Annotated in this window: 16 protein-coding genes; 10 read left to right on the top strand and 6 right to left on the bottom strand. The window is 37.9% G+C overall.

The annotated features are described in order from the left end of the window. Positions 1-6 precede the first annotated feature (6 nt). A complete protein-coding gene (gene truB, locus K1I41_RS05220; protein ID WP_220641626.1) occupies positions 7-699 on the top strand; it encodes a tRNA pseudouridine(55) synthase TruB in 693 nt (230 codons plus the stop codon). Next, a complete protein-coding gene (locus K1I41_RS05215; RefSeq protein ID WP_220641625.1) occupies positions 683-1,315 on the top strand; it encodes a YiiX/YebB-like N1pC/P60 family cysteine hydrolase in 633 nt (210 codons plus the stop codon). The genes truB and K1I41_RS05215 overlap by 17 nt, the downstream gene beginning before the upstream one ends. A gap of 1 nt (position 1,316) precedes the next feature. Here the strand turns inward: K1I41_RS05215 and K1I41_RS05210 are convergent, their stop codons facing one another. After that, entirely contained in the window at positions 1,317-1,928 is a 612-nt protein-coding gene (locus tag K1I41_RS05210) for a thioredoxin family protein (protein ID WP_220641624.1), read from the bottom strand. Positions 1,929-2,025: 97 nt separating this feature from the next. Here K1I41_RS05210 and K1I41_RS05205 point away from each other — a divergent pair, with 97 nt between their 5' ends. The 7 genes from K1I41_RS05205 to K1I41_RS05175 all read left to right on the top strand — a co-directional run bounded on the left by K1I41_RS05205 (position 2,026) and on the right by K1I41_RS05175 (position 10,579). Continuing rightward, a complete protein-coding gene (locus K1I41_RS05205) occupies positions 2,026-2,805 on the top strand; it encodes a patatin-like phospholipase family protein (protein WP_220641817.1) in 780 nt (259 codons plus the stop codon). Positions 2,806-2,878: 73 nt separating this feature from the next. Then, positions 2,879-3,586 (top strand): UMP kinase, encoded by a 708-nt coding sequence (gene pyrH, locus K1I41_RS05200; RefSeq protein ID WP_220641623.1) that lies wholly within the window; start codon positions 2,879-2,881, stop codon positions 3,584-3,586. Positions 3,587-3,616: 30 nt separating this feature from the next. After that, positions 3,617-4,177 (top strand): ribosome recycling factor, encoded by a 561-nt coding sequence (frr, locus tag K1I41_RS05195; RefSeq protein ID WP_220641622.1) that lies wholly within the window; start codon positions 3,617-3,619, stop codon positions 4,175-4,177. A gap of 88 nt (positions 4,178-4,265) precedes the next feature. Then, positions 4,266-6,752, top strand: a complete 2,487-nt coding sequence (locus tag K1I41_RS05190) for a DUF5686 family protein (protein WP_220641621.1) — start codon at positions 4,266-4,268, stop codon at positions 6,750-6,752. A 186-nt stretch (positions 6,753-6,938) separates the two neighbouring features. Further along, positions 6,939-8,372 carry an asparagine--tRNA ligase gene (gene asnS, locus K1I41_RS05185; protein ID WP_220641620.1) on the top strand — a complete coding sequence of 478 codons (1,434 nt, stop codon included), beginning with the start codon at positions 6,939-6,941 and terminating at the stop codon, positions 8,370-8,372. A gap of 122 nt (positions 8,373-8,494) precedes the next feature. Continuing rightward, complete coding sequence (rpoN, locus tag K1I41_RS05180; RefSeq protein ID WP_220641619.1) at positions 8,495-9,958, top strand: RNA polymerase factor sigma-54; 1,464 nt, start codon at positions 8,495-8,497, stop codon at positions 9,956-9,958. Positions 9,959-9,961: 3 nt separating this feature from the next. Further along, positions 9,962-10,579 (top strand): hypothetical protein, encoded by a 618-nt coding sequence (locus K1I41_RS05175; protein WP_220641618.1) that lies wholly within the window; start codon positions 9,962-9,964, stop codon positions 10,577-10,579. On the opposite strand, the gene K1I41_RS05170 is transcribed toward K1I41_RS05175, so the two are convergent. Both K1I41_RS05170 and K1I41_RS05165 read right to left on the bottom strand, forming a co-directional pair. After that, positions 10,580-11,302 (bottom strand): porin family protein, encoded by a 723-nt coding sequence (locus K1I41_RS05170; RefSeq protein WP_220641617.1) that lies wholly within the window; start codon positions 11,300-11,302, stop codon positions 10,580-10,582. It lies immediately after the preceding gene. A gap of 60 nt (positions 11,303-11,362) precedes the next feature. Further along, positions 11,363-12,475: a mechanosensitive ion channel family protein gene (locus K1I41_RS05165; RefSeq protein ID WP_220641616.1), complete on the bottom strand. Its 1,113-nt coding sequence runs from the start codon at positions 12,473-12,475 to the stop codon at positions 11,363-11,365. 213 nt (positions 12,476-12,688) lie between these two features. Between K1I41_RS05165 and K1I41_RS05160 the strand changes: the two genes are divergently transcribed. Next, the gene (locus tag K1I41_RS05160) at positions 12,689-13,006 is read left to right on the top strand and encodes an HPF/RaiA family ribosome-associated protein (RefSeq protein ID WP_220641615.1); all 318 of its coding nucleotides are present in this window, start codon (positions 12,689-12,691) and stop codon (positions 13,004-13,006) included. Positions 13,007-13,016: 10 nt separating this feature from the next. On the opposite strand, the gene K1I41_RS05155 is transcribed toward K1I41_RS05160, so the two are convergent. The 3 genes from K1I41_RS05155 to K1I41_RS05145 form a co-directional block, all read right to left on the bottom strand. Beyond that, positions 13,017-13,991, bottom strand: coding sequence for a Gfo/Idh/MocA family protein (locus K1I41_RS05155; RefSeq protein WP_220641614.1), 975 nt, complete (start codon positions 13,989-13,991; stop codon positions 13,017-13,019). Between the two features lie 134 nt (positions 13,992-14,125). Further along, positions 14,126-15,811 (bottom strand): DUF6029 family protein, encoded by a 1,686-nt coding sequence (locus tag K1I41_RS05150; RefSeq protein WP_255566969.1) that lies wholly within the window; start codon positions 15,809-15,811, stop codon positions 14,126-14,128. Further along, the gene (locus tag K1I41_RS05145; RefSeq protein ID WP_220641613.1) at positions 15,812-16,288 is read right to left on the bottom strand and encodes a TlpA family protein disulfide reductase; all 477 of its coding nucleotides are present in this window, start codon (positions 16,286-16,288) and stop codon (positions 15,812-15,814) included. Between the last annotated feature and the right edge of the window lie 169 nt (positions 16,289-16,457).

Here is a 16,457-nt window from a genome sequence, read left to right as displayed (position 1 = left end):
TTGAGTTTGGCAACACCCGAAGATTTTACCAACGGAAAAATTCTACTTATAGATAAACCGCTAACATGGAGCTCCTTTCAGGCAGTAAATAAAATAAAGTGGAGCTTAAAAAAGCACCTTGGGCTTAAAAAAATAAAGGTAGGGCACGCAGGCACGCTAGACCCTTTGGCTACAGGTTTACTTATAATTTGTACGGGTAAATTTACCAAACAAATTACCGAGTTACAGGGCATGGAAAAAGAGTACACGGGTACCTTTTACATTGGCGCTACAACACCATCGTACGATTTGGAAACCGAAATAGATGCCACTTTTGCTACAGATCATATTGATGAAAACCTCATCCAAAACACCATTCCACAATTCTTGGGTGAAATAGACCAAAAACCACCTATTTTTTCTGCCATAAAAAAAGATGGGAAACGCCTGTACGAGCATGCGCGTAAAGGTGAAGAAGTCGAAATTGCATCACGTAAAACCACCATACACGAGTTTGAAATTACGCGTATTGCACTACCCGAAGTTGATTTTAGGGTAGTTTGCAGTAAGGGCACTTACATTCGGTCGTTAGCGTACGATTATGGTAAAGCACTACAATCGGGTGCGCACCTTACGGCATTACGCCGTACTAAAATAGGTAACTTCTCTGTTACTGATGCAATAGCACCTGAAACCTTTGAAAATGAAGTTGAAAATTAAACTATTATACGTATTTATAGCACTAACTATGCTTCCTGCTTTTGCTCAAAATGTAGATTTGCAGGATGGCGACCTTATTTTCCAGGATATGGATTGTGGTCCTTTATGCGATGCCATAGAGGCCGTTACCGAAGGATATAATGGTAACAATTTTAGCCACATGGGTATGGTATACCACAAAAACGATACTATATATGTAATAGAAGCTGCTGGCAATGCAGTACGCCTTACTACGCTAAAAGAATTCTCTAAAAACACAACCAAACCCATGTACGTGGGGAGGCTTAAAAAACAATACCGTTACATTATTCCTTTAGCAACAAACTTCTCCTTACAGCAAATAGGAGTGCCGTATGATGATGAATACATATATGGTAACGACAGTTATTATTGCTCGGAACTTATTTACGATGCATTTATGTTTGCTTATTCGGGTACACCTTTTTTTAAACTATACCCCATGACGTACAAGCAACCCAATACCAACGAATTTTTTCCTGCTTGGGTAACCTACTATAAAAACATTGGTAAGCCAATACCCGAAGGATTACCTGGCTGTAACCCTGGAGGCATATCAACTTCTGATAAAATAGATATTATTGGTACAGTACAATAAACTACTGTTTTTCTGCGCTCTCAAGTAAATCTGTTATCTCCTCCATAGTACTAATACCTTTATCCTTTAAGTACCATTTTTGTAACTCGGTTTTAGTTTCTTGCGTTACTACACCATCCTTTGCTTTTGCATCTTTAACCAGTTTTGTAGCTCCAGCAGGTCGGGGTCCCCAATTGCCCATAACCGTGTTATCTTCAGCAGCAACTAAAATTAACTTCGGTATTGCTCTACCACCGTTGGTTAAAAAACCATCCATTAACTCGCTATTTTCATCTCTAAGTACAATGCGCAACTCCAGCTTATCGGTTGCACTTGCCATTTTTTCCATAACAGGTAATAGTTGTGCAGCGTCGCCACACCAGCCTTCGGATAGTACTAAAAAAACATATTTGCGCTGTATTGCATTTAAACGCTCAATAACTTCAGGGGTTAGTTGTATCGTTTTATCCAAGCGGTTCATACGTACTTCGTTCAACGAGCTGTAATTTGTTAACTCTTCCGATTGCGTATCGCCAGTAGATAAGCCATCGAGTAATAAATGTGTAACGTGATTTCTGTATTCCGTGTACGAATAACTTTGCTCTAAACTATTCGTAATAAGTGCATTTTGCATGTTGTTTCCATTTTACTACAAATTTACATCAAGTTTTACAGAAACAAAAAAAATGGAATTAAGAAAAAAGTGTAATTTAGTACTACAATTTATAACCATGAAGTTTAAAGATAGTACTATTGGCATTACACTTTCGGGCGGGGGTACCAAAGGTATTGCACATGCTGGAGCACTCAAGTTTTTTGAAGAAGAAAACATTGTTCCGCACCACCTTGCCGGTACAAGTTCGGGAGCTATTGTAGCAGCCTTATATGCCTGGGGTAAAAAACCAGAGGAAATTTTAGACTTCTTTCGTTCCATATACTTTTTTCACTGGAAACACTTTACATTTCGTAAAGCTGGTTTTATAGATGCCGATGCTTTTAAAAACTATTTTAAACCCGTTTTTAAAGATGCTACTATTGGCGATTCTCCTTTCCGATTGCACATTACTGCAACAAACATTGTATCGGGTAAATTACACGTATTCCCACCCGAAGTAAAAATACTCGATGCCATATTGGCTTCGGCAGCATTCCCTGGTATTATAGCCCCTTACGAGATAAATGGCAAACTGTATAGCGATGGCGGTATACTAAACCACTTCCCTACCGATATATTACAAGGCAGATGCGAAACGCTTATAGGAGTATATTTAGGACCCATGCAAAAAGTAGAAGCATCTGATTTAAAAAATATAAAATCGGTTGTTGCACGCGCCTACGATTTGCTCTCTGCCAACAGTAATATGCACAAGTCTATGTTGTGCGACTGGGTTATAAGCCCTAATAATTTAGCCCCCTACAATACGTTTGAAACAAACAAAGTTAAAATGGGGGAAATTTTTGACATTGGTTATGAGGCTGCTAAAAAATCGTACGCCGAGCTTATAATATAACCATCATACCCTTAACAAAACACTTTTTACAAAAGCATTTATTACTATATTTGCATCAGTCAAGAAAATCCTTATGAAATACAAAAGAATTCTGTTAAAACTAAGTGGCGAAGCCTTAATGGGTGACCGCCAATATGGTATAGACCCACAAAGGCTTGCCGAGTACGCACAGGAAATTAAACAAATACACGATAAAGGTGTACAAATTGCCGTTGTTATAGGCGGTGGTAACATCTTTAGGGGTGTGGCTGGTGCCAGTAACGGTATGGATAGGGTTCAGGGCGACTACATGGGCATGCTTGCAACTGTTATTAACGGCATGGCATTACAAGGTGCTTTAGAGGATGCTGGTATGCAAACACGCCTGCAAACCGCACTAAAAATAGAAGCTATTGCAGAACCATATATTAAAAGGAGAGCCGTACGCCACCTAGAAAAAGGACGTATTGTAATTTTTGGCGCAGGTACAGGTAACCCCTACTTTACTACCGATACTGCTGCCGTACTTAGAGGTGTAGAGGTAAATGCCGATGTAATATTAAAAGGTACGCGTGTAGATGGTATTTACACTGCCGACCCAGAGAAAGACACCAATGCAAAAAAATACAACACCCTTACTTTTGAGGACGTATTAACCAAAGGACTTAATGTAATGGATACTACTGCATTTACGCTAAGCCAAGAAAACGAGTTACCTATTATTGTATTTGATATGAATAAAGCAGGAAACCTTGTAAAAGTTTGCGAAGGCGAAGCAGTAGGAACTACAGTAAATGTTTAATTTTTAATTGTATAAGAATTAATTAATACCATGGAAGAAATTGATTTTATATTAGATAGCACAAAGGAGTCTATGGATGGCTCTGTTGCCCACCTTGAAAAAGAATTTTTAAATATCCGTGCAGGTAAAGCAAGTCCTGCTATGTTAGGCAGCGTAATGGTAGATTACTATGGTTCGCAAACGCCATTAACACAGGTAGCCAATGTTAACACACCCGATGCGCGTACTATAACCATACAGCCTTGGGAAAAAGCAATGCTACAACCTATAGAAAAAGCCATAATGATAGCCAACCTAGGTTTTAACCCCATGAACAATGGCGACAACATAATTATAAATGTACCACCATTAACCGAGGAACGCCGAAAAGACTTAGTAAAACAAGCTAAAGGCGAGGCAGAAGATGCTAAAATAAGCATTAGAAACGCCCGAAAAGATGCTAATACCGAGATAAAGAAATTAGAGAAAGAAGGCGCATCTGAAGATATGCGAAAAGATGCTGAGGATAGCGTACAAGAGCTAACCGATAGTTTTATTAAAAAAGTTGATGAGTTATTTACACATAAAGAAGTCGAAATAATGAAGGTATAATTAAAATCCGCTTTATTAGCGGATTTTTTATTTATACTATCTTTGCCGAAACAAATTGCAGTTTCTTTCGTTTAGCATAAAAAGGTACATGAAAATCCTTACGCTGTTACTCCTACTTATAAGCCTGCCCATTCAGGCACAATTTACTGTTACAGGTAATGTAAGGGAGAGTGCGCACAATAATCCGCTACCCTTTGCTACTATTACTACCGATAAAGGCAAAACCCTAGTTGCCGATATTGATGGTAAATTTTCAACTACGGCAACCCAATGGTTTACCATTAACTATATTGGCTACCAACAGCAAAAAGTTACCGTAATACCAGGTAAAAAAAATTACAGTATTGTACTCCAACCATCATCTGAAGAACTTGATGAATTGGTACTGGAGCGTAACAATAACGCTAATACATTAATACGCAAAATACTCTACAAAAAACCAGAAAACGACCCAAGGCAAAGGCTCGGTAGCTTTGTATACAAATCGTACAATAGGCTCGTGGTTACTGCCAACCCCGATTCGATAACTGGGCGACTCGACTCTATATACGGTTATGAGAATGCTGTAAAAGTGTTTGAAAAAATAGATTCTACCGATTTTAAATTTAAAAAACTGATAGAGCAACAACACATCTACCAAACCGAAAAAGTATCGGAGTTTAAATTCAATAAAAAACAAGGGTTAAAAGAAAACGTACTCGCCACCCGAATGGCAGGCTTTAAACAACCACTGTACGAAGTAATAGGGCTAACATTACAATCCTATTCCGTTTACGCAAACACTATAGAACTTGTTGAAACCAACTATGCTGGACCTTTAAGTAGTAATGCACTTAAAAATTACCACTATAAAATACTCGACACTGTTGCTATAGATAATCGAAGCGTTTATGTGGTATTTTTTACCCCAAAAAGAAAACGAAAAAGCCGAAAACTAGAGGGGCTACTATATGTTGACAAAGAAAATTACGGTATTGCCAAAGCTGTTTTTAGGGTTAGTAATGTGCTGGATATTACTTCTACCCATATATTTAAATATGATGAAGGGTTGAATTTGTGGTTTCCTAGCGAGAAGAAACTCAAAATAGTAAAAGGCGATAATAAAGAGGACATAAAAATATTGGGGGAAACTATTACGTTTGATGGCTCTAATAAAGATAATGATAAACGCGAAAAAGATGCCTCCGATTATGTGTACTTGTTATCCGAATCCGTCAATTTTGAATACGAATATAATATACCCGTTAAAATAAAAAATCAGAGTGTAGGTATTGAGATTAAAGAGGAAGCAATAAACCGCCCTGAAGCGTATTGGAACAGCTACAGGATAGATACTATGGATAATAGGAGTATGAAAACCTATATTGCCCTAGATAGTATTGTGGCAAAAGAGAAATTGGAGAAAAAAATAATTTTAGGCAAAAAAATAATTAACGGTTACCTGCCTGTAGGTTCTGTTGATATTGACTTGAGAGAAATTGTTAAATATAACGATTACGAAGGATTCCGCTTGGGCATTGGTGGCGTAACCAACGATAAAATTTCGGAATACTTTAGGCTGGACGGTTACGGCGCCTATGGTACTAAAGATGGTGTTTTTAAATACAGCGGAGGGGGCTCCGTTAGGCTAGACAATTATTCGTCGTCATGGCTCGGCGTATCCTATACGGATGATATACTGGAAATTGCAAGTACATCGTTTGTTACTGATAATAAAGTGTTTAAAATTTACGACCCCCGCCCTATTAATATCTCAACATTCTACGAGCACATTACATGGAGAACCTATGTAAAGTCAAAATTAATACCTAAATCGGATACCCATTTCGAGATGAATCACGATAGGATTTATCCCAAATTCAATTATACCTTTCTGCCCAATGGCAGTTCCTATCAGCGATTCGACCTTGTTACTGCATTAGCCGCTGTACAATGGAGTCCGTTTAGCGATTTTATGCAAACACCACAAGGCAGGATAGAAGTTAATAAACGCTATCCTAAATTTACATTTCAATATACCCAATCCGTTTCAGATATTTTGGGTAGCGACCTCACTTTTGGTAAATTCGACTTTAAGATGGAAGCGGAAAAAAGGTATTTGAGTGGGCAAAAAACATCGGGACTAATACAAACAGGTATTGCCTTAGGCAACACACCCCTAACCCATTTATACAATACATCGCCCAACAACCTCAATAAAGATACTATACTACAGCGTATAACCTTTGCAGGAAAAAACAGTTTCGAAACCATGTATTTCAACGAGTTTTTCTCCAGTAGGTATGCTATGGCACAGTTAAAACACGGTTTTAGCCGTTTTGCAATTTTTAACGCCGTTAAACTAGCACCTGTACTCGTAACACGTGTTGCATGGGGTAACATGGAAAACCCCGAAAGGCACGAGGGTATTGAATACGATACCCTCGAAAAAGGATACTACGAAAGTGGTTTGGAACTTAACGAAATATTTAAAGGATTCGGTTTTTCTGCTTTTTACAGGTACGGTCCGTATCATTTATCAGGCTTCGATAAAAATATCTCAGTCAAAATATCATTTATGCTTAGCCTATTTTAAAACACTTACTATCAATACAATAAAGCCCCAATATATAAATTGGATTGTATTACTGTAAAGTTTTTTAAATAGTAAGAGTTAAAATTTAAGATTTTTGCGGTTTTTAGTACATTTGCAGGCATTTACCTGCGCACTACCCTATAACAGTAAACAGGTAACTATACTAAACACATTAAATTATAAAGAATGAAACATACAAAAGTTAAAGACCTACTAAACAGCACAAAGCCTGTTGATGATGTATTGATAAAAGGCTGGGTTAGAACTTTTAGAAGCAATCGATTTTTAGCTATTAACGATGGCTCGGTTATACATAATATACAGTGTGTGATAGATTTTGAAAACACATCCGAAGAAACCTTAAAAAGGCTAACTACTGGTGCTGCCGTAGCCATACAAGGTAATTTGGTAGAAAGCTCGGGTTCGGGACAACAATTTGAAATACAGGTAACCAACCTTGAAATACTAGGCGATAGCGATGCGGAAAAATACCCAATGCAGCCTAAAAAACATACGCTTGAATTTTTAAGAGAAAATGCCCACCTAAGGGTGCGTACCAACCTGTTTGGCGCAGTTATGCGCGTACGCTCGGTACTATCATTTGCTGTACACCATTATTTTCAGGACAGAGGATTTGCCTATGTAAATACCCCTATAATTACAGGAAGTGATGCCGAAGGTGCTGGAGAAATTTTCCAAGTTACCTCATTACCCTTAAACAACATACCTAAAACCGAAGAGGGTGATGTAGATTACAAACAAGACTTTTTTGGTAAAGAAACAAACCTAACCGTATCGGGGCAGTTGGAGGCAGAAACCTTTGCCATGGCATTAGGGCAAGTATATACCTTTGGTCCTACATTTCGTGCCGAAAACAGTAACACCTCGCGCCACCTAGCAGAATTTTGGATGATAGAGCCAGAGGTTGCTTTTAACGACCTTGATGCTAACATGGATTTGGCAGAAGATTTTATTAAATACGTAATTCGTTATGTACTAGAAAACTGCCCAGAAGACCTCACCTTTTTAAACCAACGTTTAAAACAAGAGGAAAGCCAGAAAAAGGCAGCAGACCGTAGCCCAATGACATTGTTAGAGAAACTACGCTTTGTACTGGAAAATAACTTTAAACGTGTAAGTTATACTGAAGCTATAGATATACTAAAAAACTCCAAACCCAACCGAAACAAAAAATTCAATTATATTATTGAAGAATGGGGCGCCGACTTACAGAGTGAGCACGAACGCTATTTGGTAGAAAAACACTTTAAATCGCCCGTAATATTGTTTGATTACCCTGCCGATATTAAAGCCTTTTACATGAGGCTGAACGACGATGGTAAAACAGTACGCGCCATGGATATATTATTCCCTGGTATTGGCGAAATTGTAGGCGGCTCGCAACGTGAAGAACGCCTTGACGTACTACAGCAAAAAATTAAAGAGCTTGATATTGACGAGAAAGAACTATGGTGGTATTTGGATACCCGCCGTTACGGTAGCGCACCGCATAGTGGTTTTGGGCTTGGTTTCGAGCGTCTTGTGCAATTTGTAACAGGCATGAGCAATATTCGCGATGTAATCCCTTTCCCGAGAACACCGCAAAACGCAGAATTCTAAAAATATTCTTACATACCTAAAAACAGGCATTATACCGCTTACGTCATAATTTTATCTAAAAAGCGTAGGGTTGTAATGCCTGTTTTTTGTATTTTTATACTAGAAAACCACCTAGATTACATATGCTAAAGCAGAATTTACAATTAAAATTATCGCAAAAGTTATCGCCGCAGCAAATTCAGCTCATGAAGCTGATACAACTGCCTACGCAAGCTTTTGAGCAACGCCTGAAAGAGGAAATGGTGGAGAATCCTGCGCTTGAGGGTGGTAAGGAAGATGAGTACGAAGCCGATGAGTTTAGCAGCGACGATTACGATGAGTATGACGAATATGATAATGATAGAATTGAAGCTGACGATATAAATATTGACGAGTACCTTAGCGACGACGAAATACCGAACTACAAACTACAAGCCAACAACTATAGCGACGACGATGAGGATAAAACCATGCCGTTTGCTGCCAATGTAAGTTTTCATCAAAACTTAATAGAACAGCTTAATACGTTTATACTTAGCGAAAACGAGCGCGATATTGCCGAGTTTTTAGTAGGCAGTATTGATGATATGGGCTACATACGACGTAGTATAACGGATATTGTAGATGATATGGCGTTTACACAAGGTATTTATACCGACGAGAAAACGGTTGAAAACATACTGCACGTTATCCACCAGCTAGAGCCTGCGGGGGTTGGCGCACGCAATTTGCAGGAATGCCTTTTATTGCAGTTAAGGCATAAAACACCTACTGAATCTGTAGACTTGGCGATAGACATCCTTGAAAATCAGTTTGATGCTTTTACTAAAAAACATTACGATAAGTTACTTCAAAAATACAATATCAGCGAAGACCAGCTTCGTAATGCTATAGATCAAATAGAGCATCTTAACCCAAAACCAGGTGGTGCTTACGACAATAGCAATAAGGCTGTAGAGCACGTTGTGCCCGACTTTGCCATAAAAATACGCGATGGCGAATTGGAGCTTACACTAAATGGCAGAAATGCCCCAGAGTTGCACGTATCTAAAGATTATCAGGAGATGCTACAGAGCTACAAGCATTCTCGCGATAAATCAACTGCACAAAAAGATGCCGTACAATTCATCAAACAAAAACTGGACTCCGCTAAATGGTTTATTGATGCGATACGCCAACGGCAGGAAACCCTGTTTGTAACCATGAATGCTATAATGCATTACCAAAAAGAGTATTTTTTGGATGGCGACGAAGCTAAACTAAAACCGATGATATTAAAAGATATTGCCGATTTGGTTGGTTTGGATATCTCTACCGTATCGCGCGTAGCCAATAGCAAGTATGTAGATACGCCTTATGGTACAAAATTGATAAAAGAGTTTTTTTCTGAAGCCATGAAAAACGATCAGGGCGAGGATGTATCGACCATCGAAATTAAAAAAATACTACAAACTGTTATTAACGAGGAGGACAAGAAAAAACCATTTCCCGACGATAAACTAGCTGAACTTCTTAAAAACAAAGGGTATCCTATTGCGCGTAGAACTATTGCCAAATACCGCGAACAACTGGATATACCTGTAGCACGAATGCGGAAGAAAATATAATGCATGAAAAAGCTGTTACTTGTTTTTTCGTACTTATACAATCCGTTATTAATATCGGTATACGCTACGCTGTTTTTCTTTTTTGTAACCATGAATTACTACCATATGCACGAAGTGTATTTGGTGTTTATACAGGTACTAATTCTTACCATGTTACTACCCATATCGTTGTTTTATTTGCTGCGTTCGTTGGGTTTACTACGTACCAAAATGCTGGTAGATAAAAGAGAACGCCGATTACCGCTAGCTTTTTACGCCATATTGCTTGTAATATTGCTACGCTATAGCTTTGCTACATTTGTAGTTACCGAGTTATACTATTACTTTTTAGGGATGCTAATTAGTATTTTGCTTGCGTTAACTTTGGTATTGGTTAACAAAAAAATCAGTTTGCATGTAATGGGCGTATCTTCGTTAACTTTATTTGTAATAAGTATATCCGCCTATTATCATACACCCTTTTTATACCTCATTGCATTTTTAATACTATCGTGTGGGCTTGTTGCCTCTTCCCGATTGCAGGAGCAAGAGCATTCGCTTAGTGGTGTTTTTTGGGGTAGTATTATTGGTATTGTACCACAAATACTACTGTGGTTTGCGTGGCTTATTCCTGCTTTTTAGTTACAGTATGTAAAATATAAGCCCCAAGCTAACGGTGTTTAGCTGTATGGCATCGTTACCCTCGTTAATGCGTGCTTCATCTTTATAAAGTGGTGTTATACCATAGTAGGCATATAAATTCCAGGTGTTCCACCCTACCGATAAGTACGCGCCATAAAACAGGTTATTCAAATCGTCGTTCCCCTTTACTTTAGTGCTGCCACCCGAAGTTGGATAGTACTGTGCTTTATCGGCAAAAAGATAACTTATTTTAAAGCCCGTGTATATACGCCAAAATTTATGCGAGCTTGGCGTAGAATTTCGCCAACGCAGCTCTATAGGCAATTCTAAAAAGTGTAGTACTTGCTTGTTACGGTCAAAATCGCCCTCACTAGCAATTTGGTAAGAGGTTGTACCTACATTTTCAATTACCTGTAAGTTGTGCTTAATATTATAGTAAGCATACCCCAAACCTGCTGCTATGGCATAAGTCCGTTTTTCATTTATAGGCATATCGCGTAAAAACCCCATAGTAAGCCCTGTAGAGAACGATTTTTGCGAATATCCATCGGGTTTATTTTGCATCAATATATACGATATTGATGCATAAAACTGATCTTCTCTGTACAAGGGATCGGGTTCAAAAGTTACACTATCTTTTGCTGTTTCTTTTAACTCGTTTGTATCTTGTGCAAACGAGGTACCAACAATACAACTGAGTATCCCTATAAATAATAACCGCATAGTAGTAGATAAGTGTTAATACTACAAAGATGCAAAAGTTTGCTTATACTTTATTACTGCCTATTCATCTTTTTCGTTTGCACTAACTCGCTTTGTGTTTTGTTCTTGGTTTTGGTCGGTTTCATCATTAGGCTCATCAGTATTTTTATCTACTAACGATATGCGTGTTCTTGGCAAACTATCAGGGTAATTTTTTTGTAAATAGGCTATTAGTTTTTCTCGAATATAAACCCGTAAATCCCATGATATAGAAGAATCTTTAGAGCTCATTAAAGCACGTATTTCCATAACATCCTGTTTAGCGTCTGTAACTTGCAACTTATTTACTTCGCCATCCCATAAATCAGTACCTTTTAGCAAACGCGTAAGCTCTTTACGAAGTTCATCTACAGGTACGCGGAAATCGGTATAAATGTATACCGTGCCCAATATATCACCACTTTTTCGCGTCCAGTTCTCAAACGGCTTTTCAATAAAATAGGTAGTAGGTACTACCAACATACGCTTATCCCAAATGGCTACTACCACATATGTAAGGGTAATTTCTTCAATATGCCCCCATTCGCCTTCTACAATTACAACATCGTCCAAACGTATGGGTTGCGTTATGGCAATTTGTATTCCTGCCAATAATGTTCCGAGTGCTTTTTGTGCCGAAAAACCAAGTATAATACCTGCAATTCCTGCCGATGCCAAAACACTTGCCCCTATGGAGCGGATACTGTCAAAACTCATTAGTGCTATTCCTATTGCCAAAATAATGAGTACAAAAACAATTACACGCTCTAATACGCTAAATTGAGTATATACGCGCCTTGCTCTAAAATTATCAGATGTATCGGTATTGTACTTACTAATAACGCTGATTTTAATGATGCGTATTATTATGATTAAAAACCACGTAATGCTTATAATTAGAAGGATTAAGCCTATGCGTTTTAAAACGCTATCGTAAGGCTTTTCAAAAAAGTCGTTAGATGCCACTATGCGCATGGCTATAGCTGCAAAAAATAATAAAAGAGGGATTTTAACGCGATGGGCAAAATTGGGCGGAAATATGTTATTGGGATTCTTGCCTATTTTGTTGATGATAAAAAATAGTACTAAAAATGCAATTATTAATCCTACAGTACCAAAAATGATGTATTTGAGTAGTGTGGAATTTATAATCATAAAAATCATATACGTTATTGCTTTACAGGTTAAAGTGCAAAGTTAAAATTCCAAGTGCTGCATCACAATAATTAAAGATTACATTAACATATTACAACAGCGTCCAAAACACTTTTATAATAAATACTTAATGTTACGTTAAGTATGATTAATATCACACAGCGCATAATTTTTTGTTACTATATTTGTGTATATAACTTAATTAATAAAACTATGTTAGTACAAATTAATACAGACAACAACATTGAAGGTCACCAAAGACTGGAGGAATATTTTACGGAACAATTACAAACTGCTTTAAAGAAATACGAAGATAAAGTTACACGCCTAGAAGTACACTTGGGCGATGAGAATAGTACTAAAGGTGGCGAAAACGACAAACGTTGCAGCATAGAAGCCCGTATAGCAGGTTTAAAACCGATTGGGGTAGTAGACCATGCTAATACGATAGAAAGAGCGGTAAGTGGCGCAACAAACAAAATAAAAAGTGCTTTAGAGCGTACCTTTGGTAAGCTAAGCGCACACCACTAAAATAATTGGGCTATAGCGTACCCAAAATTTTATTTAATACCCACGAGGTATGAGCACCCGTTACACCTGTTGACGGGTGTTTTTTATTGCCCAGCAAGTGCTCTCGCATATTTTGTGCGTGGTACAACTGGATATGTTCGGGATTATCAATATATACTTCCTGCCTGCCTTGGCTATTGGTAAGAACAAGCGGTTCTTCCAAGAAAACGGAAAAATCAATTTTTCCTTCACTACCGTGTATGGTAACAGTATCCTCTCGGGTATTGCTACCAAAATTCCATGTAGCCGAGCCTGTTACTCCTGTATTGTGTAACCAACAACCTACAATGGCATCTTTAGCAGTATACAACCCTTGTTGGTTTAGGGTTATGCCTTTCGCACTTGTTATGTTGCCTAACAACTGAATAAACAAATCCAAGCCATGGCTTGCTAAATCATCAAAATACCCTCCTTCGGCAATTTTGGCATCAGTACGCCAATTGTAATTATCTGATACATCTATGGGCGAGGGTGTTCTGGTTAGCAACCAATTTATATGGCGGGGTTGCCCAATACTACCATTAGCAATCCAATGGTGTACTTGCTTAAATCGGGGTAACGACCTACGGTAATACGCTACAAATAGGGGTAAATTTTTAGCCTCAAAAGCATTGCAAATAGCAACGCAATCGCTGTACTTGGATGCCATAGGTTTTTCTATACAGCAGGGTTTGCCTGCTTGGGCTACTTTTAGGGCATAGTAAGCATGGGTATCGGGTGGTGTGGCTATGTATATCGCATCTACCGCTGGGTCGTTTATTAACGCATCGGCATCGTTATAATAGGTAGGTACGTTATGGCGTGCAGCATAATCGGCTGCTTTCTCTAAATTACGTCGCATTACGGCTTGTAGTTTAAAACCAGACGTTTTGGCGTAGGCAGGACCACTTTTACGCTCGGTAACGCTACCACAGCCAATTATACCCCACTTAATAACTGTATCCATTTGCTTTTACTTTTGGAAATAAAAATATATGTTTTTTACGAAAAAGTACACGTTATAAACAGTAATAAATAACAAAGCCCCCAATGCTTAAAAGCAAAGAGGGCTTATTATTGGTGAATGGTTAGTTCCTGTTTTTAAAATGCTGTGCTTAATGTTAGTGTAAACCCTGTACTCTCTGGTACAAAACGGCATACACCACCAACACAAACAAGTCCGCCACGCTGCCTACCATAGTTTAGGGCTAAACGTGTTGCGCCATGGCGGTATGCACCTCCAAAGTTATAATAATGGGTTTGGTCTTCGCTATTATCATTACCATAGTTATATATATCCCAAAAATAGAATGAGTATTTATCGTTAAGGTTTAGCTCTACTGTAGCACCTGCCCAGTTTTTCATATCGGCATCTGCCCACATGTGTTCTCCTTCTACACGTACGGATTTAGTGGTATCAAAATTATATACTACTTCTCCTGTTACAATGTTGGAATTTACAGCTTCGCCACCTTGCAACCATAATGTGTTATAGTATTGGTTAACGTAATAGAAGTTTGCTAACCATGTTTCTGAAAGTCGTTTTTTAATTTCGATATTATAATCCGAAAAATACTTTTCTCCTACACCAAAAAAGTCAGTTTCATACTCTGCAGGTGTAAATCGGTAACTTCCTGGCAGGTTGTACCAGCTAGAGGCATTTAGTGCTACTTTGGTACCATATTTACCGCCAAAGGTACTTTCTTTAGGAAATTCGTAAAAAATATCAATCTGTCCACCCGTTTCACCAGCTTTCATTATCGAAAGGTCAATAAAATCTACCTTACCTTGTGCTTGAAAAACGTAAATATTAGCAAGGTTAGAGTGGTGCTGTTTGGTTAGTGCAGGTACAAAGTTAAGCACCTTATCGTTAAAGTTAAGGCTGGAAGACGTTGCATCTACAAACGTAGGCTCTCTTTCCGAAAGGAAACTCATGTTTTCCATTCTTCTAAACGTTGCATCTATACCCAAACCAATATCGGTATAACCAAAATTAAGCAGTATTGCATTACCTGGTTTTACAAAATCGTTATTAATACGGTTTTGCACATCTAGTACGGCATCTTCTTGCTTGTAGTTATATTCTCCCGAAAAGTAAAACGAGTCGTATATAAAGTTAATACGTCCTGCAAAGGCATTGGTAAGTTCATCAAAATTCGGGTCAGGAATTGTTACTTTTTCGTATCGCCCTACATAACTAAAACCAAGCGATAGGTCGGATTGCTCAAACTTGAATAGATTTGTTAGATTAATATCCGAATTGAACCCGTATATTCTTCCGTTAGCAACATCAAAACCTGTACGCTGCTGCCCAAATAGCGCAGTAAGCCTTACATCGTCAGTTGGTCTAAAAAGTACTCTACCACCACGTAATGCTGTATTTATACCCAAAGCACGGTCTTCCCATGCGCGCAGTAGTAAACCGCTACCAAATTGTTCGTAAAAATACCCCGCAGTAACATCTAGCTTTTCATTTGCATAGTTAAGGTAGTATGTACCCACACCTCCGCCTTTAAAGCCAGGGTTGTAATTTAGTAGTGCATTATCTTCATAGGCTTCAATTTGGAAACCTGCAGTGAAATTACTGTACTGGTAGTTTATTAAAAAGTAGTTGTTAGATCGTATAGGAGTAACAGGTTGCTCTATTCCCCTACCACTATCGTTTAAATACCATTGTATATTCGATTCAAAACCACCATACACTCTTACCTCCTCTTTCTCTTCTTCTTGGGCATAGAGGGATACTGTAGCCAATGGCAACAGTAAAAAAAGTAATTTTTTCATCATCTATAGTTCCTTCAGTTTATTATATAGTTCTTTTTCTGCACCTTGGCTATAGCCATTGTGTATATAAACTACTTTTTTGTTTTTAACTACTATTGTGTAAGGAACGTTTACAATAGATAGTGCTCTTTTAAGATCCTGATTGGTATCTAATAATATAGTGTAAGGCCAGTTTTTACCATTAAGTAATGGTTTTACTCTTTTTTGTGTACGGGTATCGTCTATAGAAACTGCTACAACTTCCATATCAATTTCTTCAGACCATTCTGAATAATGCTCTTTTATAGCATCCAATTCGTTTATACAAGGGGCGCACCAAGTAGCCCAAAATGCAAAGACGTATATTTTGTCTTTCTTATTAAAGTCGTTTTTTACGTTGTACCTTTTATTGTTTACCGATTTAAGTGATACACTCGGCATGGCTTTTTGTGCGCTTGCAGAAAAAGTAACTAATAAAAATAGTAAGAATAAATTTTTCATCTTGTTAAATTATATTATGAGTTGTTTCCATCGCAAATATTAAAAATTTTTTTGACAGTATCCGTTAATTTTTTTAAATAGAATAAAAAAGAAATAATTTATAACCGTTATAACACGCATATATTGTAGTAAAATGGGATTTTTGTTAAGGAAATGAAAATTTTAGCAT

It is taken from the genome of Flavobacterium litorale (genome assembly GCF_019613795.1).
Taxonomy (GTDB): domain Bacteria; phylum Bacteroidota; class Bacteroidia; order Flavobacteriales; family Flavobacteriaceae; genus Flavobacterium; species Flavobacterium litorale.
Note: the sequence above shows the minus strand (reverse complement) of the source record. Positions and strands in the feature narration are given on the sequence as shown.